The sequence below is a fragment of the Desulfobaccales bacterium genome, from assembly GCA_041648175.1.
In the GTDB taxonomy this organism is placed as follows: Bacteria; Desulfobacterota; Desulfobaccia; order Desulfobaccales; family 0-14-0-80-60-11; genus 0-14-0-80-60-11.
In genome coordinates this window covers 24,637-45,951 of the sequence record JBAZPO010000020.1, presented here as the reverse complement: position 1 = coordinate 45,951, position 21,315 = coordinate 24,637, and the positions used below count along the sequence as shown (strand labels likewise).

Annotated in this window: 16 protein-coding genes; 11 read left to right on the top strand and 5 right to left on the bottom strand. The window is 55.0% G+C overall.

Annotated features, from left to right (window positions below; all coding sequences use genetic code 11):
- Positions 1-31 precede the first annotated feature (31 nt).
- Positions 32-958, bottom strand: a complete 927-nt coding sequence (locus tag WC600_15930) for a phosphate/phosphite/phosphonate ABC transporter substrate-binding protein (GenBank protein MFA4904223.1) — start codon at positions 956-958, stop codon at positions 32-34.
- 156 nt (positions 959-1,114) lie between these two features.
- Positions 1,115-2,491, bottom strand: coding sequence for a sigma 54-interacting transcriptional regulator (locus tag WC600_15925; GenBank protein ID MFA4904222.1), 1,377 nt, complete (start codon positions 2,489-2,491; stop codon positions 1,115-1,117).
- Between the two features lie 246 nt (positions 2,492-2,737).
- Between WC600_15925 and WC600_15920 the strand changes: the two genes are divergently transcribed.
- The 5 genes from WC600_15920 to WC600_15900 all read left to right on the top strand — a co-directional run bounded on the left by WC600_15920 (position 2,738) and on the right by WC600_15900 (position 10,742).
- Positions 2,738-3,904 carry a sulfite exporter TauE/SafE family protein gene (locus WC600_15920; protein MFA4904221.1) on the top strand — a complete coding sequence of 389 codons (1,167 nt, stop codon included), beginning with the start codon at positions 2,738-2,740 and terminating at the stop codon, positions 3,902-3,904.
- Positions 3,905-3,980: 76 nt separating this feature from the next.
- Positions 3,981-4,526, top strand: coding sequence for a hypothetical protein (locus WC600_15915; protein MFA4904220.1), 546 nt, complete (start codon positions 3,981-3,983; stop codon positions 4,524-4,526).
- Positions 4,527-4,648: 122 nt separating this feature from the next.
- Complete coding sequence (locus tag WC600_15910; protein ID MFA4904219.1) at positions 4,649-6,742, top strand: molybdopterin-dependent oxidoreductase; 2,094 nt, start codon at positions 4,649-4,651, stop codon at positions 6,740-6,742.
- Between the two features lie 8 nt (positions 6,743-6,750).
- Positions 6,751-7,275, top strand: coding sequence for a 4Fe-4S dicluster domain-containing protein (locus WC600_15905; GenBank protein ID MFA4904218.1), 525 nt, complete (start codon positions 6,751-6,753; stop codon positions 7,273-7,275).
- A gap of 74 nt (positions 7,276-7,349) precedes the next feature.
- The gene (locus WC600_15900; protein ID MFA4904217.1) at positions 7,350-10,742 is read left to right on the top strand and encodes an FAD-dependent oxidoreductase; all 3,393 of its coding nucleotides are present in this window, start codon (positions 7,350-7,352) and stop codon (positions 10,740-10,742) included.
- Between the two features lie 1,488 nt (positions 10,743-12,230).
- Here the strand turns inward: WC600_15900 and WC600_15895 are convergent.
- On the bottom strand, positions 12,231-13,598 hold the full coding sequence (locus WC600_15895; GenBank protein MFA4904216.1) for a glycosyltransferase family 2 protein: 1,368 nt from the start codon (positions 13,596-13,598) through the stop codon (positions 12,231-12,233).
- A 660-nt stretch (positions 13,599-14,258) separates the two neighbouring features.
- On the opposite strand from WC600_15895, the gene WC600_15890 reads away from it, so the two are divergent.
- From WC600_15890 to WC600_15870, 5 genes are all read left to right on the top strand, one after another.
- Positions 14,259-15,692, top strand: a complete 1,434-nt coding sequence (locus tag WC600_15890; protein ID MFA4904215.1) for a cyclic nucleotide-binding domain-containing protein — start codon at positions 14,259-14,261, stop codon at positions 15,690-15,692.
- The gene (locus WC600_15885; GenBank protein ID MFA4904214.1) at positions 15,689-16,066 is read left to right on the top strand and encodes a hypothetical protein; all 378 of its coding nucleotides are present in this window, start codon (positions 15,689-15,691) and stop codon (positions 16,064-16,066) included. The genes WC600_15890 and WC600_15885 overlap by 4 nt, the downstream gene beginning before the upstream one ends.
- Before the next feature lie 13 nt (positions 16,067-16,079).
- Positions 16,080-17,279 carry a hypothetical protein gene (locus WC600_15880; GenBank protein MFA4904213.1) on the top strand — a complete coding sequence of 400 codons (1,200 nt, stop codon included), beginning with the start codon at positions 16,080-16,082 and terminating at the stop codon, positions 17,277-17,279.
- Between the two features lie 11 nt (positions 17,280-17,290).
- The gene (locus WC600_15875; GenBank protein ID MFA4904212.1) at positions 17,291-17,506 is read left to right on the top strand and encodes a UXX-star (seleno)protein family 1; all 216 of its coding nucleotides are present in this window, start codon (positions 17,291-17,293) and stop codon (positions 17,504-17,506) included.
- 755 nt (positions 17,507-18,261) lie between these two features.
- A complete protein-coding gene (locus WC600_15870; protein ID MFA4904211.1) occupies positions 18,262-18,630 on the top strand; it encodes a hypothetical protein in 369 nt (122 codons plus the stop codon).
- 95 nt (positions 18,631-18,725) lie between these two features.
- Here WC600_15870 and efp read toward each other — a convergent pair whose 3' ends face one another.
- Complete coding sequence (gene efp / locus WC600_15865; protein MFA4904210.1) at positions 18,726-19,286, bottom strand: elongation factor P; 561 nt, start codon at positions 19,284-19,286, stop codon at positions 18,726-18,728.
- Positions 19,287-19,401: 115 nt separating this feature from the next.
- The gene (locus WC600_15860; GenBank protein ID MFA4904209.1) at positions 19,402-19,875 is read right to left on the bottom strand and encodes a septum formation initiator family protein; all 474 of its coding nucleotides are present in this window, start codon (positions 19,873-19,875) and stop codon (positions 19,402-19,404) included.
- Between the two features lie 328 nt (positions 19,876-20,203).
- Here WC600_15860 and WC600_15855 point away from each other — a divergent pair, with 328 nt between their 5' ends.
- Positions 20,204-21,271 carry a hypothetical protein gene (locus WC600_15855; GenBank protein MFA4904208.1) on the top strand — a complete coding sequence of 356 codons (1,068 nt, stop codon included), beginning with the start codon at positions 20,204-20,206 and terminating at the stop codon, positions 21,269-21,271.
- The last annotated feature ends 44 nt before the right edge of the window (positions 21,272-21,315 follow it).

The following is a 21,315-nucleotide window of genomic DNA, read 5'->3' as shown; positions in this document are numbered from 1 at the left end:
AAGGGAGGCCCCAAAAAGATAGCGCTGGTATCTATCGCCGTCCGCCGGATTCCACGATATGGGCCAGCCGCCGCACTCCGTTAAAGTCCGCGTCCTGAGCCGGGACGACTTTAATAAAGCCGCCCTTTTCCAGGATGGCCCTATCTGCCGGGTTATTCATATTCAAAGCCAACAGGGCCTGTTTGATCTTTTCCACCAGAGCCGGGTCAAGTCCCCGCCGGGCGGCATAAACCCAGCCCGGATACCAGGGAGAGTAGGCCAGGACCCGGATTTTCGTGAGATCGATCTTGTTCTTCAGGATATTCAGGGTTCCCTCGCGAATCAGGCCCACATCGTACTTCCCCGAATAAACCGCCATAACCACCTTCTCCTGCTTGCCCCCCGGCCCCGGGGCAAAGGTTATTTCGGTGAAATCCTCCTTGCGCAGGCCATTCTCCAAAATCATGCCCCAGGGATAAAGATAGCCTCCCGCGGAAGTGGGGTCCACGGCAATCAGGCGTTTGCCTTTCAAATCAGCCAGGGTTTTGAGATTGTGGTTATCGGCGCGGCAAATAATCTGGCCGCGAAAGTTTTCTTGACCCTGGGGTTCGACGATCCGGGCGAAGGCCCGAGCCCCGTAGCGGTCAGCGATCTTGGTGTAAATGAAAGGATTGCTAAAAGTGAGATCGATCAGCCCCCGGCCCACCATGTGCATGTGTTCATCAAAGGTATCGGGAAAAACCTGGCGGATGGTCAGTCCGGTGACGCGGCTCAAATATTCTATTACCAGATGGTGCCGGGCATAGGAGACCGTATGAGCGTATTGGGGCAGATAAGCATAGGTGATGGCATGATCAGGACGGTCTACCGTGACCTCCCCCCGTTTGGATAAATCAATGGTCTTGGCCGGCTCGTCATTCCCGCAACCACCCAGGAGAAGGCCGACACATAACAGGAGAGCCACGCTGCGCGCACTCATGATCTGCACTCCTTATACTCATTGCCAAAAGTTTTTTCTTATTAACCCCTCACCCTACCCTCTCCCACAAGGGGAGAGGAGAATTAGAGGAAAAAACTTTTGGCAAAACCTTATAGAGTTCCCACGGGCCGTGTAGCTCTCGCCCAGGCAAGGGAATCAAAGCACATCTTTGGCGTTAATTTTATGATATTTTAGCCACTTCCACAAGGTAACGCGGCTTACCCCTAAAATCCTGGCGGCCTCGCTCACCTTGCCTCCGGCTCCTTTCAAAGCTCTCAGCAGCGCCTCCTTATCCCGGGACGGGCTGCCATCCTGAGCTTTGGAGGTTTTTAACCGGGCCGCGCCTTTCTGGCTGAGGTGGATCGGCAGATGTTCCGGCAAAATATACCCTTCCGGGCACAACATAAAGGCATACTCCATGGCGTTGATCAGCTCTCGAACATTGCCTGGCCAATCATACTTCAGCAGCAATTCCAGGGCCTCTTTGCTGAGGCCACCCACGGGTTTGCGGGTCTTGAGCCGGGTGCGCTCGATGAAGGCCTCTGCCAGCAGGGGGATATCTTCTCGGCGCTCCCGCAAGGGCGGCAGGTGAATGGGGATGACGTTGAGGCGATAAAACAGGTCTTCCCGGAACCGGCCCTCCGCCACGAGACCCTGAAGATCCCGATTAGTTGCGGCGATCACCCGCACGTCCACCACGATGGGCTTCTGGCTGCCCTCTCTTTCGATGACTTTCTCACATAAAACCCGTAGCAGCCTGGCCTGGATATTGAGGGACAGGTCCGCCACCTCATCTAAGAAAATGTCGCCCCCATTGGCCGCTTCGAAATGGCCGAGGCGGGCAGGTTCCGCCGCATTGGAAGCACCGTGACCGGGTCCAAAGAGCTCAGTCTCGAGCAGCGATTCCTGCAAGGCCTTGCAATTCACCCTGATATAAGGTCCCTGCCGATGAGGACTTAAGTTATGAATAGCCCGGGCCACCATCTCCTTGCCGGTGCCGCTCTCACCATAAATGATTACCGAAGCATCGTTTGACGCGACGCTTTCGATCAGGGAGAAAAGCTGAAGCATGACGGCAGACTTGCCGATGATCCCTTGAAACCCGTCCTCCTGGCTCAGTTCCCGGCGCAATCGGGTGATGAGCCGTTCCTGAGCAGCCAACTCACTGATATCCATAAAGAACTCTACCCCGCCCAAAATTTGGGCGTCGTCGTCCAGGATCAGAGTCGCAGTCTTCATGACATGTCTCAGGGTACCATCCTTATTAGCCAGGACACACTTGGAGGGCGCAACGACACCGTTTTGGAACAGCTCGCACTGTTTGCGAGCGTTGGCTTGGTCCGCACTGAAGCAGGCGTTACACCTGATCATCGCACAGCTCTGACCGATGAGTTCGTTGTGCGTGTAGCCGGTAATCTCCTCCATGGCGCGGTTGACGGTCTGAATTATCCCCTTGGGGTCCACCACTACCACTCCTTCCATCATGGTGGCACTAACCTTTTCCCAGAGTTTCCCCAAATCCCCTTGAAACATGGCGCTCCTTTGAACCAGCGGCATCCTATTTTCAGGTTAAGTTAACCGTTAATTATTTAAGTTAACCATTAACATAAATAAGCCCCGGTCTCAACCAAAAAAAATAATTGACAACTGATATCAACATGTTTTATATGTTAATCGTTAACTAAAAAAATGTTTTGGAGATAGGCCCGGCGCACCATACCGACCCAATGGATTACAAGAGGGCGGGTCTAAATAATTTCATTAAGGAGGCTTTTTGTTATGAAGAGAAACACCTGGATTCTTATTGGCATGGCGGTCATTCTGGTCGCCTTCGCCGCCCTGGTGTTGACCGCCCCGGCGGAGGCGGGCAAGTTGGAAGAAGCCATTGCCAAGACCCCGGCGGGCACAGGACCGGGGCAGATCAACCCTGAGGCCACTAAAGGGTTCATGGGGATCCCCGGGGCGCCGCATCATTTCTGGCTCTTTTACATCTTATGGGGCATCTGGGTGGGCTGGATTTTCTCGTCCGTGGGCGCCTTCGGGGGCATCATGGCCGGGGTAGGCCATATCTCGGTCTTCGGGCTGTCGGATTATGCCTCGACTTTTAAGAAAACTAGTCCATTTTTGAACAAAATGCTGACTGATTCCATCCGCACCAGCAACCAGTACTTGGTGGGATTATCGGCACTGATCTCTTCCTTTACCTACTATCGCATGGGCCGCTTGGTGCTGCCTTTGGGCCTCTGTTTAGCTGCCGGCGGCATCCTCGCAGGCTACCTTGTCCCCTTGCTTACCGTGGGCAAAATGGATGTCAGTTTCTACGTGGGGTTTTTCGGGATCATCGTCTTTGCCGTAGCCTTTGTGCTCTTTTATGAAACCACCCCTAAGGGGCAAGCCAGCAAGAAGGCGGCCAAAGCCGCAGCCAAGGCCTTTGAGGACATCCACATCAGAAAATGCGCCGTGGACGAGGGCGGGGCCCATGCCTGCGGCGTTCAGGTGAAGCATTGGGGCCTGACCAGAATCGCTTTTACCTTTTATGGCCAGGAATTTTCTTTTAATCCCCTCTGGCCCGTCTTGGGCGGGTTTGTGATCAACGGCATCTCGGCTTTCATCGGGGTGGGCGGCGGCTTTCTCTACGTGCCCTTCCTCACCTCCGTGGCCGGTCTGCCCATGTTCATCGTGGCCGGCACTTCGGCCCTGGCAGTGCTGGTGGGCATGATCGTCAACATCTTTAATATGATGGTGGTCCGGGCGGTGCCCGTGGATTTTGTCCTGATCAGCACTGAACTCATCGGCATCGCCATCGGCTCCGTCCTCGGTCCGATGACCTCCAAGAAGATTCCGGATGTCTGGCTGAAGCGCATCTTCGTGGTCCTGGCCGTGTACGTCGGCATCGGTTATTTGACCAAGGGCTTCATGGGCAAATCAATTTTCCCGGGCATGTAAGGTGCTAAAACGATAGACTAATTGATGGAAGGCGGGGACGCAGCCACTACCGTCCCCGCCCATGGGTTCCCTGACTATGGAAATGCATCCCGTTTATCTCTTCCTGGACCCCTACTTGATCTGGTTTTACCGGCTCACGGGTCATGCTGCCCTGAATTTTCTCCTGGGGACCTTTGTCCTGGCTTCATTGGCCTTCTTGGTGGGGGAGTGCACCTCTAACCTGGCGATGTCCCTGGTGCGGCGTCATCTCGGACGCACGGCCGACGAAGCCAAAAAATACCAGGATTTGTCCATGGAGGCCTTGAAGACAGGGGACAGACCGGCCTATGAGGCGACCAACAAACTAGCCAATGATGCCTTCGGCCAGTCCTTCTTCATGCAGTTGACTCTGTCGGCAACGTTTTTCTGGCCGATTTTTTTCGCTTTGGGCTGGATGCAGTATCGTTTTCTGGAGATGGAGTTCCCCATCCCCGGCACCAACTGGTCTCTGGGCTATATCGGGGGGTTCATTCTCATTTATATTGCGGCCTATCTGATTTTAAAGCGGCTGCCCTGGATTCGGCGGATCAAGGCATGGTGCGGTGCGGTTGGCCATCAGGCTCAGGGTCAGGAATCTACTTGACACCCAAGGGTAGAAACGGGGGTAGGCAACTGCTTGATAAGAGAGGAGCTTTTCGTAGGAAAATCTAGTAATATTAAACAGATGATTAATGCGAACCGGCTTTAAAGAGAGAGGATAGGATCATGGCAACTGAAGTATGGAGCATCTGTTTTATGTGCACGGTGCGCTGCCCTATTCAGGTGATGGTGGAAAACGATGATGTCACCTGGATTCAGGGCAATCCCCATGTTGGGGGCATTGAAGGGGCGTTGTGCGCCAAAGGGAGTGCAGGGCTGTCCCTGCTGCATGACCATGAACGGCCCCAATATCCCATGATTCGCTCCGGACCCCGGGGCGCCGGCCAATGGCGCCGGGCCAGTTGGGAGGACGCTCTGGAGTATGTGGCGGACAAACTCAGGCCTATCCTCCAGGAGCATGGTGGGCAGAGCCTGGTTTTCGGGGAGCGCACCAACCTCAATACCCACATCAACAAGGCTTTCATGAAGGCCCTGGGCAGTCCCAACCACTTCACCCATGACGCCCTGTGCAAGGGGTCGTTGAACACCGCCTTTCGCAGCTTGACGGGCTATACTGACGCCCAGATGGCTGTTGATTACGCCAATACCCGGCATATCATCATGTATGGCCGGAACATCTTTGAATCTTTAGAGATCGCCCCTCTCAACAACCTTCTTAAGGCCATGGACAAGGGCGCCAAGCTTACCTATATCGACCCCCGGGTGAACGTCACGGCCACCAAAGCTCACCGCTACTGGATGATCCGCCCCGGTACCGACCTGGCCTTGAATTATGCCCTGATCCATACCATCCTGAAGGAGAAGCTCTTCGATCAGGATTACGTGCACCGTTGGGTGTCCGGGTTGGACGAGTTGACGGCTTTTGTGGAGCCCTACACTCCGGAATGGGCGGCGGCGGAAACGGGTATACCGGCGGGTGAGATCGTGGCTTTGGCGCGGGAAGCGGCCGAAGTCAAACCCGCGGTGATCTTCCATTATGGTTATCGAAGCGCCCATCACCTCAATGAAATTTATCTCAGGCGCTCCCTCATTATCCTGAACGCCCTCATGGGAAGCATCGAGGCCACCGGTGGCCTGATCATTCGGAAAGGCCCCAAAGCCGCGGGTCGGGGCGATATCGGCAAGTACGTCGCTTCCCAGGAATTCCCCAAAATCACAGTTCCCCGGTTTGACGGCTCGGGCCTTGAAGCCTTTCCCATCGCTGACTCCAGCCATGGCAATCCTCAGATGCTGGCCCATGCCATCTTAAACGAAGACCCTTACCCCATCAAGGCCCTTATCATCAACCGCTTTGAGCCGCTGCAGTCCATCCCGGACAGCGCGAAAGTGCGCCAGGCCCTGGACAAGCTGGACCTCATCGTCGCCATTGACGTCAATTTCAGTGAAATCGCCTGGTATGCCGACGTGATCCTGCCGGAATCCATGTACCTGGAGCGCGCCGACTCCATCCAACTGGTGTCCGGGCCCCGGCCCCAACTGCGTATCCGCCGGCAGGCCGTTTCCCCCCGCTACGATACCAAGCCAGCCTGGCAGATCATCAAAGAACTGGCCAATCGGTTGGACGTGGGCCTATATCTGCCCTTTGAGACCATCGAAGATATCTGGAACTTTCAGCTCAAAGACATGGGGGTGAATCTGGACGATTTTGACGCCAAGGGGTTTGTGGCCCTTACCGACAAGGCTATCATGATGGACCGGAAGGACGGCCTCAAGTTCCCCACCCCTTCAGGCAAGATCGAACTGGTGAGCTCCCTCATGGAAAAAGCCGGCATCCCCTCGTTTGTGCCGTACGAACCGGTGACGCCACCGCCCGAGGGCCAGTTCCGCCTGATGGTGGGACGTTGCGCGGCGCACACTCACGTGTCCACGCAGAATAACTCGCTGTTAAACGAGTTAGTGCCCGAGAACGAGGTGTGGATTCCCACCAAGGTTGCGGCCAAGCTGGGCATCAAAGACGGAGGCTATGTGGAGGTGCTATCCCCCTTGGGCACCACAGGTAAAATCAGAGCCAAGGTCACCGACCTCATCCATTCTGAGGCCGCGTTCATGCTGCACGGCTTCGGGAAAACCGTGCCGGTCCAGAGCCGTGCTTATCAGAAGGGCGCCAGTGACGCCCTCCTGCAAAAAAATATTTCCGACAAGGTTGGCGGCAGCCCTGCTTTGGATGAGACCCTGGTGCAGGTACGCCCCCTTTCGTGAGGAATTCCATGAGCAAATACTTTCTTCTGCAAGATCAAAAAAAGTGTATCGGTTGTTTGAGCTGCGAAGTTCACTGCAAGAGCTATAAAGGGCTGCCTTTCGGGCCTCGCCTGGGGCAGATTATGCCTGTGGGCCCTAAGATGGTGGCGGGACTTCCCCAACAGGCCTTCGTCTTCATGCCCTGCTTCCACTGCGAAGACCCCTGGTGCGTGCCCGTGTGTCCTACCCACGCCATGCGCAAGCGCCCGGAGGACGGCATCGTCTATGTCGAGCCGGCCCTCTGCGTGGGCTGCAAGTCCTGCATCACTGCCTGCCCCTGGGGGGCACCCCAATGGAATCCTGAGACGGGGAAAGCGGTGAAGTGCGACTACTGCATGGACCGGGTGGACCAGGGCCTGCAGCCTGCCTGTGTGACCAAATGCGTCACCCATTGCCTGAGTTTTGGCCAAGTCGAACATATGGACACCACGAAACGGGAGCGTTTCGCCAAGACCGTGGCCTTTGAGCTTGAAACTGTGGTCAGCGCCCGTTGATAAAAGATGCGAGGTGTTAGTCCCGCTCCGGGAGGCTTTTCCCTTGATTGAGAAGACAGGGAGATAAAAGAATTATGCCTAACAATGGGCACCCCTTGCTGCACGTGAATATCTGCACCTTTCCGGGAAAAAGTTTAAGGGAGCCGCAGGCCGTTCAAGAGGCTTTCCTGGAAGCCATGAAAGAACGTTCTTTGGACGATTTGGGGCCGCTGGAGGTACACCTGGTAGGGTGGCGGGGCATTGAAGGCAGAGATGTGGTGGTGGAGGTCCGGGACTCCGCCGGGGCTCACCTTTACGAACTCATCACCCCCGACATGGTGGCTCGCATCGTTTTGAGCCACGTGGATGAAAAACGGCCGGTGGAGCGCTGGCTGGTAGGCAAGGATTTTCGTGACTTTATCGAACCCCAAAAACGGTATATCTCCGAACTGGTGGGCCAGATCGATCCGGTATCTTGGGAGGAGTACCAGGATTACGACGGTTATAAGGGGTTACAAACCTTTCTGAGCCAGGGATTTGATCCCTTTCTACAGAAAGTGGTGGCTGCGGGTTTCTGCGAGTTTGCCCGCCTCACCTCTGCTCCTTTGGGAAGGCGTTGGTGCGAATTGCGGGTGGAGAAAGAGCAGCCCATCATTGTGGTCAACGCCGCTCCCCCCACGCCCGATGCTAGCAGTGAAATGTTTTTGCTGGAAGGGGTGCCCCATCAGGTGCTGGAAGGAATTCTTTTGGCGGCCAAAACCCTGAAGGCTAAAGCCGCCATAGTCTATCTGACCGAGGAGGATGAGTTGGCCCGGGAGCGGCTGCAACAGGCCATGGATGCTTGTGTTACCGCCCCCATCTGGCCCAAGAAGGAACCCTTGGTGGAAATCAAGGTGGTCTCCGGCCACGGCCGCTATATGATGGAGGACGAACACCTCCTCATTCGCAGTCTGACCGGGCTTTTGCCTCGGAGCTTCCTGGACCAATACCCCCAGCGGGTGTTCCTCACCCATAGCCTGATGACCATTGCCTCCCTACCGTTCATCGCCCAAACGCCGGTAGCCTGGTTCCGCAAGTTGGGGGTGGAATGCGCTCCGGGCACCGTGGTTTTCCGCTTGTTTGGGTCGGTGGAACGTCCCGGTTTTGTGGAGGCGCCCTTATCGGCCACCTTGCATGACATCATCCACAATGAAGGCGGGGGATTCCGCTTTGGTCATACCCCTAAGGGCGTCCAGGTAGGCGGCCCCCTGGGGGGTTTTTTCCCCTTGTCTTTGCTGAATATGAACCTGGCCCACGAGACCCTCAAAGAAATGGGCGCCACCCTGGCCGTGGCCTCTATCCGGGTTCTGGATGAGCGGGACTGCTTGGTCTCCCTGGTGCGGGAGCAGGTGGACTTCATCCTCAATCAACCGGGGGGCCAGTGTTCTGCCTGTCAGGATGCTCTGTTAAAGATCAGAGACCTTTTGGACCAAATCTCCGAGGGGGTAGGGAGCAAGGAAACCCTGCAAGAATTGGAAAACCGGGGTCAGGCCTTGAAGATGAAGGGAGCCTGCCAACTATCCCGGAGTGCGGTGAACCCCCTGTTGGCGGCGCTCCATTACTTCCCGGAAGAATTCCGCCTGCATCTGGAAAACAAGCACTGTCCGGCCCGGACTTGCCCCAAACTGCTCTTAGCCCCCTGTCACCAGGCCTGTCCCACCGGCATCGATATTCCCAGCTTTATCGGCTTAATTGCCCAGGGCAACTTTCAGGAAGCCTGGGAGGTGATGCGGGAAGACAACCCCTTCCCCTGGGTGTGCGGCCTGGTGTGTCCCCATCCCTGCGAACGGGCCTGTGTACGGGCCAACCTGGATGAACCTATTAACATTCGCTATTTGAAGGCCTTTGCCTCAGAGTGGGTCTCCAAGCATGGGAATTTTCTCCCGCCCGAAGCGGCCCCGGCCAACGGGCACAAAGTGGCAATCATCGGCTCCGGGCCTGCCGGGCTTTCTTGCGCCTATTTTCTTGCCTTACGCGGCTACGAAGTGACGGTTTTTGAAGGGTTAAAAGAACCGGGCGGTTTGTTAATGGCCGCCATTCCCGACTACCGGCTGGCCCGGGAGGTGGTGCGGAAAGAAGTCCGGCTGATCAAGTCTCTGGGGGTGCAGATCAAAACCGGGGTGACGGTGGGAAGGGATGTCACCTTGGATGAATTGCGGGCTCAGGGCTATGAGGCCTTTTTCCTGGGTATCGGCGCTCACCTAGGCTACAAGTTAAAAATCGAGGGTGAAGCCGATTTTCCCCAGGTCCATGATGTAATCACCTTTCTCCGAGGGATCTATCTGGGGAAAAAGGAAAAACCCGCTGACAAGGTCATGATAATCGGCGGCGGCAACGCTGCCATGGACGCAGCGCGAACCTGTGTGCGCCTGGGTTGCTCCGAGGTGCATGTCTCCTATCGCCGTACCCGGGCCGAGATGCCGGCCCACCCTGAGGAAGTGGAGCAGGCCCTGGAAGAAGGGGTGCAGATTCATTTTCTGACGGTGCCCATCAAGATCGGCGGCGACAATGGCCAGGTCACGCAGGTAGAATGCCTGCAGGCGGCATTGGGGCGGCCGGACGCCAGCGGCCGGCGCCGTCCTTTACCAATTCCGGAGAGCAACTATACGATCGAGGTCGGGGCGGTCATCACCGCTATCGGGCAGCAGCCGGATTTCTGTCCTTTCCCGGAACCTCCGGTGCAAACCACCCCCTGGTGCACCATCGTTACCCAAGCCGGCGGCACCACAACCAGCGTGAAAGATATTTTCGCTGGGGGCGATGGCGTCACCGGCCCGGCCACGGTGGTGGAAGCCATCGCGGCGGCAAAACAAGCGGCCGCGGAAATCGACCATTACCTGACCGGAGCCACCACTCCGGCCCTGGTGATGAGCCCTCAAAAGCGGCGCAAGGTACCTTTTCAAACCATCCCGGCGGCAGAAAAAATCGCCAATCACCGTACTCCCGTCCCGATGTTGGACGTGGAACTGCGCAAAACCACCTTTACGCCGGTGGAGATGGGCTACTCCGACACTCAGGCCCAGAAAGAAGCCAGCCGTTGCCTGCGTTGCGATGTGTGCATCCGCTGTGGCACTTGTGAGAAGACCTGCGTTCGGATGCGGGTGCGGGCTCTGAAATTTACCCAGATCACCACCACCGAACGGGTCCTCACCGACTACCCCCTGGCGGCCAACACCTGCATTGCCTGTGGCGCCTGCGCCCTGGCCTGCCCCACCCAAGCCATTGATTACGTGGAGGGGCCGGATTATCGTGAGGTGCGTCTCTGCGGTACGGTACTGAACCACATGGAAGAAGCCCACTGTATTGCCTGTGGCGCCCCTATTCCTCCGCCCCGTTACCTGGAATATGTTACCAAACGCAGCGACGAGGCCATGAACAAACAAGTGTTGCGCCGTTTATGTCCCTCCTGCAGCCGACAGCAGAGAGCCCAGAAATTTGTCAAGTTTTAACCGGAGATAGCACGGCCAATTTCTCTCACCTGGGCGGCCTGAAGCCGCCCCTCTTTTTGTGATAAAGGAGAGACGAGAGGAAAAGCGCGTATTGGGCGGGCGGGGAACGCAGGGACACCCCGGCCTGCAAAGCGCGGTCGATTTCGGCGCAACCGGGGTGGATGCAGTTCGTTCATCTTTAAGAGTGTCGAGATTTTAGAGAAGCATTCCAGCACCTTCCCCATGACTTGAATTCGGGCTCATCATTTAAAAACAAAAACGTGCGATGGAGACTGTCACTCCCCCGTTCAAGAAGTTTCGAAATAAGCTAATGCTATTTCTCTATATAAATCAGATACATAATGATTAATATTAAACATAGCAATAAACTACCTTTTTCAAGAAATAAACTTCATAAATTGATTTAAGGGTATTCAGAAGTCATAATTAGGGAAACCCTAATAGACCTAAGGATAATCGGAAGCCATAATTAGGAAAAGTCTAAATGACAATAAATAGGTTAAAGCATAGTTAAGATAAAAACCATTCTGTCAGTGCATCCCTAAGGATGGGGAGAGTCTCTATGGCTGGCCAGAATAAAAAATCTTAGATCGAGGGACGCTCCTCTCAAAAAGGTAAGTGCCCTCTTTTTTTTCTCTTAATAATTTTCCATTTAAGATAATGATAATTTTTATTAATTTATTAAATATCATAGCGTTTTATTTCGCTGGATTAAAGGTTATCAAATGGAAAATCATTCATCTATTATTCGAGGGTTAATAAATGATCTCTTGCGTACTTTGTCTGCATCCTTGGTACATGTCGATGATTTGATAATGAAACTTGAAAGAAGTTCAGATGGATTCCCGGATGCTATCTTGACGAATGAACAACTCTCAAGATCAATAGAATTATTTTTAGAGTTACGTTCGGAATGTAATTACCTTCATGAGGAGAGAAGTGCGAAGTCATAATAATTAATTGAATACGTCTATTAAGTTAAATGTAGTTAACGTTAAACATAGCTTGAATAAATTGTTGAAGATTTATTGAATTATTGTGATCTATATTATCTTCGTTATTTATTTAGGCTTAAAAGATTGCCGTTATCGATCCAACTAACCTTGTCGCCTGCCTTATATAGCCACATTAATTTCGGACGATCCATGAAGAAATTGCCTCCTTGGAATTTTCGGGGTGGGTGCATGGAGCAGCGTTTATCCCTGGGTGGTCTCGTTTTTTGGAGCGCTCTTGGGGGGCAGCCAGTAAGGCTGGATGCGCTTCGCTTTCGCACCCTACGTCTTGGGGGCAGGGCATGCCCATACGCAGGAGCGTTCCCAAGGCTTGCGCTTGGGAACGAGGAGTATAAAGGCGGGATGCGCTTCGCTTTCCCGCCCTACGGTTTTAGGTCCTTGGGAACGAGGACGTGAACTTGGGAACGAGAACGCGAAGGGAGGGGCATAGTTCGAGATCTGCCCCTCCCTTATTCTACTTATATATAAGCGCGTGCTAACGCGTGAGCCAGCGGTCGTTTCTGACGGTGAGGAAGGCCCAGGGCTGGACCCAGTTGAGGGCGAAGAAGGCGAAGTAGGAGTAGATGATGCCGTAGACGAAATCCATGTCCCGTTCCTGGTGGATATAGTGGTACATCCAAACCAGGGTTAAGACGCCCAAACCGGCGAAGAATTTCAGCGCCACGATGGGGTAGAGCCAGAAGGAGAAGAGCAGCAGACCCAGGAAGAGGTAGGTTAAGGGAAACTCGATCTGGGTGATAAAGAAATCCAGGATGGGCAGCACCCGGTGGCGCGCCCGGTATTTGCTGAAGATGAACTTGAGCTGGACCCAGTTTTCCCGGAAATTGCTGCGGTCCCAGCGCAGGTACATGCGGCATAAGCCCCGGTAGGTTTCGGGCACCATGGTGTGAACCACGGCGGTGCGTTGATACGAGGTATAATAGCCCCGGCGCAGGACGAAGTTGGTCAGGGCGCGGTCTTCACCGATGTTGGCGGGCAGGCCCATAAACGTTTGGGTGCGCCATTCCTTAAGGACGGGTTTGAGCACCGCGGCCCGGTAGGCGGACAAGGCGCCCGGAGTGCAAGTGACGCAGCCGTACATGGATTGGGAGGCCCTCAGGAAATCAAAGGCCAGGACGAAGCGCACCGCCAGCATCCGGGCCATGGTGCAGCGGAGCCGGTTGTAGACCTTGACGTTGCCCGCTACCGCCCCTATCTTGGGATCGTTGAGCATGGGCGCAATGACCTGTTTGACGGTATCGGGTGAGATCACGCTGTCGGAGTCGATGGTGACAAAGAACTCGCCCTTGCCCCGGATGAAGCCGGCGTACAGGCCTTCTTTTTTACCCCGGTTTTTGGGGAAGCGGATGGCCTTGATCAGCTTGGGATAGCGTTTGCGGGCCTTATCGATATAGGACCACGTGTCGTCCTTGGAGCCGTCGTCGATGCAGATGATTTCCAGCCGATCGGCGGGGTAGTCGGAGGCGACTGCGGCGTAGATGGATTTTTCCACCATGGCGCCTTCGTTATAAGCCGGGATGATGACGGTGACCCGAGGCAAGGGGCCCGGGGGTACGGGATAGGCTTTATAGCGCAGCCATAAGACAGTGCGCACCAGTTGGAAGGCCAGGTAGATCAGGGTGAAGCCGGCCCCCAGGGCCATCAGGGGGGAGCCGAAGCTCTGGCGGCTCAATAGATTGATATAACCGTTAAATGAGCCTACCTTCAGGGCAACTACCAAACAGACCGACAAGATGAGCGGCACTAAAATCTTGAGGGCCAGGTCAATGGTTTGGACTCGCTGTTCCTCTTTGGAGCGCCATTTCACCTGAGTCCAGGGAAAGGCAGAGGTGGTGGTTCGCATATAGTTAAGTTCCTCGTGTAATGGCAAAATAATTCAAGCGCACTCAGGATGCATTTTTTAGAGATGCAATTGGCTTGCCAAGTTGGCTGAAAAAGAGGGGCCATAACTGCTTGAATTAACAATGAATTAATTTACACGAAATTTCCCGCGCCAAGAGATGGCCGCGAATTTCTCTCCTTGAGAGAATGGCCGGGAAGCTTGATAAAAATTTCTCAAATTGAGAAATTGACCTGACCTGGCTGCTCTATATTTATGTTTGGGAGCGGCAGGCAATGCCGTGAAGGCCCAAATCCTTCTAAATCCCCCTTTTCCAAAAGGAGTACTTTTAAAATCCCCTACCTTTTATAAAGGGGAAGGGGGGGGATTTTCATCCTTCAAGGGTGGCCACGTTCGGCCATGTATGTTAAGCCTGCTCTTGCACAGGCGAGACGCCTGTGCCACCGGTTTTTTTTGATTGCGGTAGTTTTAGGAGTTCAACGCTGAGGCGGCAAGCAGGTCCGGAGCAATTATTTTGCGCCTGGAAGTTTAAGGCGGAGTTCACATCTTCATCATCTTATGGTAAAAGACAGAAGTCAGGATTTTTGGGTTTTTCGTATTTTTTTCGTAAGTGTTCGCACATCGGCTCGGCAACCTTAGACCTCAACCCATAGGAAAGACAGCATGGAGGCACCGAAAAAACCGACAGGAGCAGTAGAGGCAGGGCTCAAGCTTTGTCAATTAGGGCATGAGGTGAATGTGCCCGCGGGCACGCGGCTTGTGAGCCAGGGAGAGACGCCGGAATTTTTCTACGTCATCCAAGCCGGTTCAGTGCGGGTCTTTAGGGAAACCTCCGAAGGGATTCGGACCGAGTTGACCGAGTTGCGGGCCGGCAGCTATTTCGGAGAAGTGGCCCTGGTCACCGGAAGGCCCCGTACGGCCTCGGTTGAGGCCGCGGTGGACTCAAAACTGATCAAGGTTTCCAAGGAAGAATTCGACCGCTTGCTAGACCAGAATCCTCAGTTGTCCCGGCATATCATTCAGCAGTTGGCCGACTGGCTGGTGGCCGGGGACAGCCGCCTGGAAACCGAAACGGTGCACCAGGTCAAGCTGCGGCAGGTTTCTTACTTCGATTATGTCCTGATGATGGGGTTGAGCCTCATTCTCGCCCTAGTTTTTAACATTTACAACGATAACCGGATTCCCCTGATTCACGGTTGGGGCTTACCTGCCGTGCCCGAGATTACGACAGACCAGGCCGTGGCCTTAGCCCGGGAGCATAAGGCCATTTTCGTTGATGCCAGGAAAACCGCCTTCTATGCGCAGGAACACATCAAGGGCGCCCAGAATCTGCCGGAGATCTTATTCGATATTATGTTCCCCATGTTCCAGTTCACCCTGGAGCAGACGCCGGGGGATATGGACAAAACCCTGATTGTCTACGGCGGCACCTTGAGCCGCCGCATGGACGTCGATCTGGCCCGTTTATTGATCAGCAAGCGTTTAAAGCACGTGGTGGTGATGCAAGATTACGGGGCCTGGACGAAGGTTTTTCCCATAGAAAAGAAGTCGCCCCAGCCGGCTCCCACCATGCCGCTGGGTCTGCCGGGCCTGCTTGAGTGGATACCGGTGAGCATGTTCTTGCTTATCCTGATTCCGCCCATCCGGCGCAGCCCATATCTAGCGATGTTCTGCCGGGTGCTTTTGGGGGCCATCTTCATTTCGTTCGCGTTGAGCAAAATCTTGCGGCCCGCGGTCTTTGCCTTGAACGTGGTGGATTACGATATGATGCCCTGGTTCGGCGTGAACCTGTGGTCCCTGGCTTTGCCGTGGGCCGAGTTGGTGTGCGGGCTGTTCCTGATCCTGGGCATCCGCACCAGGGCTGCGGCCACGCTTATCGCCGCCATGAATATCATCTTCATTGTGGGACTGGTTAATGCCATTTTGCATCATATGCCCATCAACTGCGGCTGTGTCGGCGAAGTGGGTGAGCCGGTCAACTGGCTGAAGGTTATGAAGAATACTGGCATGGTGATCATGTGCATCCAAATCTACCTCTACGATCGGTTTTTCGTGCTGGATCGGGGAGGGTTCATCTTGCGGGACAGAAAGATATGAAGAAAAAATTTCTTACCGTGGCTGTAGTTTTGGGTCTGATGATGATGGGGCTGGTTCTGGGAGGCTGTGGGGAGTCTCGGGCTAAGTTCGCCGGGACGTATAAATCTGCGCAGCCCTTCGCCGGTAAAGGCAACATCACTCTCGACCTCAAAGAGGACGGCAAGGGGACCTGGTCGCTGGCGGGGAAAACCGTTGAGTTCACCTGGGTGATAAATGACGACAAGATCTGGATTTACACCAAAACCGGCGCCATCCTCATCGTCACCCCCAGCGAAGGTGGCAAAACGTTGTCTGCGGATATGAGCGGTGAGTGGCACCCTGGATGTCCCCCTGGCGCCTGTGTGGTGTTCCTGCGGGTCGGGGAAGGAGGGTAAAAGCATTACCGGTATGCAGAGCTTGGCCGATAAACCGGGCAGAAGGTTCGTTTGGCTGCTCGCGGCGTTGGTTTGCCTGGTGCAACCCGTCTGGGGGGCCGGCGGCGGGGTGGAAGTGCGGCGTCTGGGGCTGAGCAAGGTGGGGGAGAATACGCTCCTAACCGTGGTCCTGGACCGGGCCGCGTCGCCCCTGGTGAGTACTCAGAACGTGGCAGGCAAACCGCAATTGGTGGTGGACTTCCCGCAAGCTCGAGCGGGACAGCTGCCTACCCATCTGGAGGGCGATGAGTCTTTAGTCCAGCAGGTGGTTACCGAAACCCATTCGGCCAAAGGCGGGGTGCGCATCATCCTGGATCTTTTTCCCGAGAGACCCTACACCTATTGGCAGAAGAGCCGGCCGGGCGGGGCGGGGCAGACCTTTTTTATTCTGGGCTTGAACCCGGATCTCAAGGTACCGCCGGTACAGGCCCGGCTTGCCACGCCGGCGTCGCCAGAACCCGCGGCTTCCCTGCCTGGACCCGGGGAAGAGGTGCAAAGAGAGCCAACGCCTGAGCCCCCGGAGGCCAGCACCGATGAGCAAAGTTATCGGGAACCCCCGGGCAGCGCGGCCCCCGGCAGCTTTACCGAACTGCGCAGTTTAATGCCTAAGGCCGCTAACCTGTTCCAGGGTTTGGAAACTGATGGCTGGCGGGTGTCTGAGTCCAACCGGTATGATCGCCCGGGGTCACGCCTCAGCCGCGATTTTATCCTCACCAATAGCAAGTATCCTGAGTTAGCGGTGAAGATCGCCTATCTGCCGGCCAATGTCCCGAATACGCCCAACATTTCCATAATCATGCTCACCACGGACAAACTCCAAAGCCAAACCGCCAGCGAATACCAGGGTTTGCGCCAATGGAGTTTCGCGAAAATCAAGACGAAATACGAGGACATTGGCGATTTCTTTGATGAAGCTTTGAAACCCCTGCGGGTGAAGTTGCGTCAAGAGACGCAAGCTTTAGCGCTGCGCGATGTGACGGTGTTTCAGAACTTCCTGAAGCTCGCCTGTCCCAATGACCCTCAGGTTATCGATAAGGTCATGAAGCACATCAGGGAAAAGGTGAGCCCCCGGTTTGAAGGGGTGCAGTACACCGTTTCGGAAAGACCCCTGGTATTTTTGAATTTGGTGGATTTTCTCTTTATCAAGGTCTATTACGTGGACCTCCCCCATTAAGGAGAAGGGCTATGACCACAGAGATCACCATCTTCGGCAAAAAAACCTGACCATTTACCCGGAAGGCCCGGGAGGCCAAGACCAAGGAAGGCTTGACGGTCATTTATCGGGACGTTCAAGAAGATGCCCAGGCCCTGGCAGAGATGCTCGAGCTCACCGACGGCAACCGCCGGGTGCCGGTCTTGGTGCAGGGTGAGAAACTGAGCATCGGTTTCGGGGGCTCCTGAAAGGTATAATCACCCGCAGGTTGCGGGCCGTGAAATGAATCGGGGGAGCGTCGGGCCAGAGGCCCTGACGCTCCTTTTTTTTGTTGCTTTTCTGCAGGTAGCCGCAGGCTTTAGCCTGCGTCTGCACAGGCGAGACGCCTGTGCCACCAGCCCTCGGTGTCGAATAAAGGGCGGGAAGGCCTGGTCACCCTGAAGCGGAAAAAGCCGGAATAATTAAAGTTGACTAACCTATTGAATAAACAGATTAAAAGTACATTATAAACGTACTAACCGAAATGACCTCCTGGCATACAAAAATCCCCCACTTGAAATCGGAAAGAGGCTCAAACCTGCAAAAGCTACCCACTTATCCATAGAATAGCCCCTATAATTTTTAGCACCCGCCATTGAGAAAAAAAGAACAATATGTTCTATTAAATTTATCTATAAATAACAACAAGTTATACTAATTGTAAAAAATAATCCTTGACAGCAAGTTTTAACCAGGGTAAATATACCGGAAATCGAATCAGCTCACTTGGGTGTGCAGAAGATAGTGCACTTCACCATTGGATGATGGGGATGGGAACCTGAGAGCGGGTGGCAGATAAGCCGAAGAGGAACGTTTCCTTGAGGCGTTCGCCCGAAACGCAGGCGCAATAAACTATCGAAGCAATCCCGGGCCACGGCCCTTACGAGTTCCTGGCAGTTCCCGTCTTTACCATTCCCCAACCATCCGCCAGCTCCCTATAATTGCGTCCAAAAGCGAGGGAACCATGAAAAAAATGGCGATTACGATATTCTGTCTCTTAGCGGTGGGGATATTGGCGACACCGCAACCTACCGTGTGCGTCACCATGTCGATTGTTACGGCAACAGCTTATCATCATTGTCCCGGCAGTAAAGGCATTACTTCTTCGGGGCAGCGGGTTAAGCGGGGGGTATTGGCAGTTAGCCGCGATTTGGAGAGAAACCTGGATTTGCGTTTTGGCAACCGGTTACTGTTGCACGGGATGGGGGTCTATGAATTCCAGGACCGCATGGCCTCCCGGTGGCATAAGAAGGTGGACATATATCTGGACAGCCAACAGAAGGCCAGGCGCTTCGGAGTCAAGCGTTACCTCGTCTTGGTCAAGCTGGTCTAAACGGCAGTCTTTTTATTTTTTTATAAGGTCGCATGAGGCGCAGGTTTTTAAGGGCCCGCGGCTAGCAAAAATCGTTTCATAAAAGCAACCCGCTATTATTTAACCCGCTCAATATAGTTGCCGGTGCGGGTATCCACCTTAACCCGGTCACCCTCGTTGATAAACAGTGGCACCAGGATGGCCGCCCCGCTTTCTAAAGTGGCGGGCTTGGTGCCGCCTGCCGCGGTATCGCCCTTGAGCCCGGGTTCGGTCTGAGTCACTTCCAGTTCCACGAACATGGGAATCTCCACGCCTACGGGCTGTTGGTTGAAAAAGAGGACCTTGACGTCCAGATTATCTATCAGGTAGAGCCGCGCCTCCCCCACCTGCTCCTCGGTGAGCATGATCTGGTCATAGTTCTCGTTGTCCATCATGGAGAACCTGTCACCCTCACGGTAGAGAAATTGCATATCCCGCTCCACGAGGTCCGGCTTTTTGACTTTTTCGCCGGAACGAAACGTCTGATCTATAACCCGGCCGGATAGCAGGCTTTTAAGCTTGGTGCGCACGAAGGCCCCGCCTTTGCCGGGCTTGACGTGCTGGAAGTCTACGATCGTGTAGGGTATGCCGTCCATTTCGACCTTCAAACCTTTTTTGAATTCCGCGGTTGAATACATACGTCTAGCTTTCCTTGTCTATTAAGATGAGTTGCCGAGAGCACCGGCCCGGCCCCGAGCCGTCAGGGGCGAAAAGGGCTCTGCGAGATTTTCAGAGGTTCGCTACCGGGAGGGCTCATTCCCGTCGGCGGCTGGCGCGCTTGTTCTTAGGACCGTCCGCCGGTGGAGAAACCCATTGAGACTTCACGACTTTTCTGGCAGAAATAGTCTGAACCTGAGTCGACGCCGGATCAATGCTGCCGCTGGCCGGGTCTAGCGGCGCCACGGCTGGTTTTTCCGGAGGGAACTGGAAAATAATTTCGTTTTTCTTGACGAAATTGAGTTCCTGGCGAATGAGGTCCTGAATCAATACCGGGTCGTGCTGCAGACGGTCGATGGTGCGGGCCAGGCGGGCATTTTCAGCGGCTAGACGGGCGTTTTCCTTTTCTAACCGTTGCCGCTCATGCCCCAAGCTATACATCTGGTATAGACCCCGATGGCTGAACAGGACCAGAACCAAGACCACCCCCAGGGGCAATGCAATCCACCCCAGGAGCTTATAGCCTCCCCCGACTTTTTGGGTCTCAACCGTCGCACTCGGTGAAGTCATGTTTCCCCCCACAGGACTTCTGTGCAAGATATTGCCTGAAAATTTCCACAGATGCAACAAAATTGCTACCAGAGCAGCATTTAAAGTTAAAAAAATTACCCGGGGCCGCGTGGCATCGTCCAGAGACCAGGGCTATCTCAGGCAGATAGAGGGCCGCTTGGTCCCCACTTTCCAGGAAAGCCGATGCCTGGTGTTGCGCCCGGTTGGCCAAGGGGGCACAGGAGGAGGTCTTGGTTAACGTGCAGGTATGGCTTCGAGGAGCCGATGGGACGCTATTGACAAGGTCCGGGAAACATAATAGGTTTAGGCAAACAATCGGGAGGAGACTATGTCCGGCCTCGCCCCCCTGGCCGCTACCGGCATTGGTTCGGTGCCTTTCACCGACGCCCGGGAGACCGTGGCCTTGATTCTGGAAACCTTGCCCCAGATACCCTATTGGCCGCAAATGGTCCAATTGGGTTATCTCGAAGACATGACCGCCCAGTCGGCCCGGGGTCTGCCCGCCTTGAAGCTGGATGTGGCAAACCGGACCGTTTTGATGGACCCGGCCGTGCCCCGGGATGAAGCCCTGGCGCAGTTTTATGAGGCGATTCTCTCCGGGGACCTCAGCCCCTTTGCCTTGAGCGAGCAGGATTCCCAGGGCTTTTTTGCGCTTTTGGACGCGGTGGCTGCAAAGGGATGCCCGGCCCCGGTCCTCAAAGGCCAGTTGTCCGGTCCGGTGACCTTCGCCTTGGTCATCAAGGACAGCGAAGGCAAACCCATCCTCTATGACCGGGAGCTGACCCAGGCGGTGTGCGCCGGTCTGGCCCGCAAGGCGGCCTGGCAGGCTGAGAAGTTTAGAGAATTGGGGAAGGAGCCCATCGTTTTTTTGGATGAACCCTCACTGACGGGTTTCGGTTCCGCCTACCTGCCCATATCCCGGGAAGAAGTGCTGGAAATCCTGACCCAAACCCTGGAAGAGACCCGGAATGCTGCCACCGGCCCCGTTACTCTGGGGACCCACTGCTGCGGCAACACCGACTGGTCGCTGCTGCTTACCGCTCCCCTGGACATTGTCAGCTTCGATTCTTACGGTTATTTTGAGAGCCTGCGCCTCTATGCTCAACCGCTATCGGCTTTCCTGGCCCGGGGGAGCTGGCTGGCCTGGGGCCTGGTCCCCACCCTCGATCCGGAAGAGTTTAAGAAGGAAACCACCGACACCCTGTGGCAGCGCTTTAAGGAGCAGGCAACCAGACTGGCCGCGGACCTTAACCTGGGACTCAAGGACATTCTCTCCCAATCGCTGCTCACTCCGGCCTGCGGCACGGGCTACATGAGCGTAGCAGACGCCCGCCGGGTGTTGACCACGCTGGCGGAATTGAGCACCCGGGGCCAGGAGTGGCTGGCTTCCCTGTAGGGGAGTCCCGCCTGGCGATACGAATTTAGGATGCGGCAGTTTTT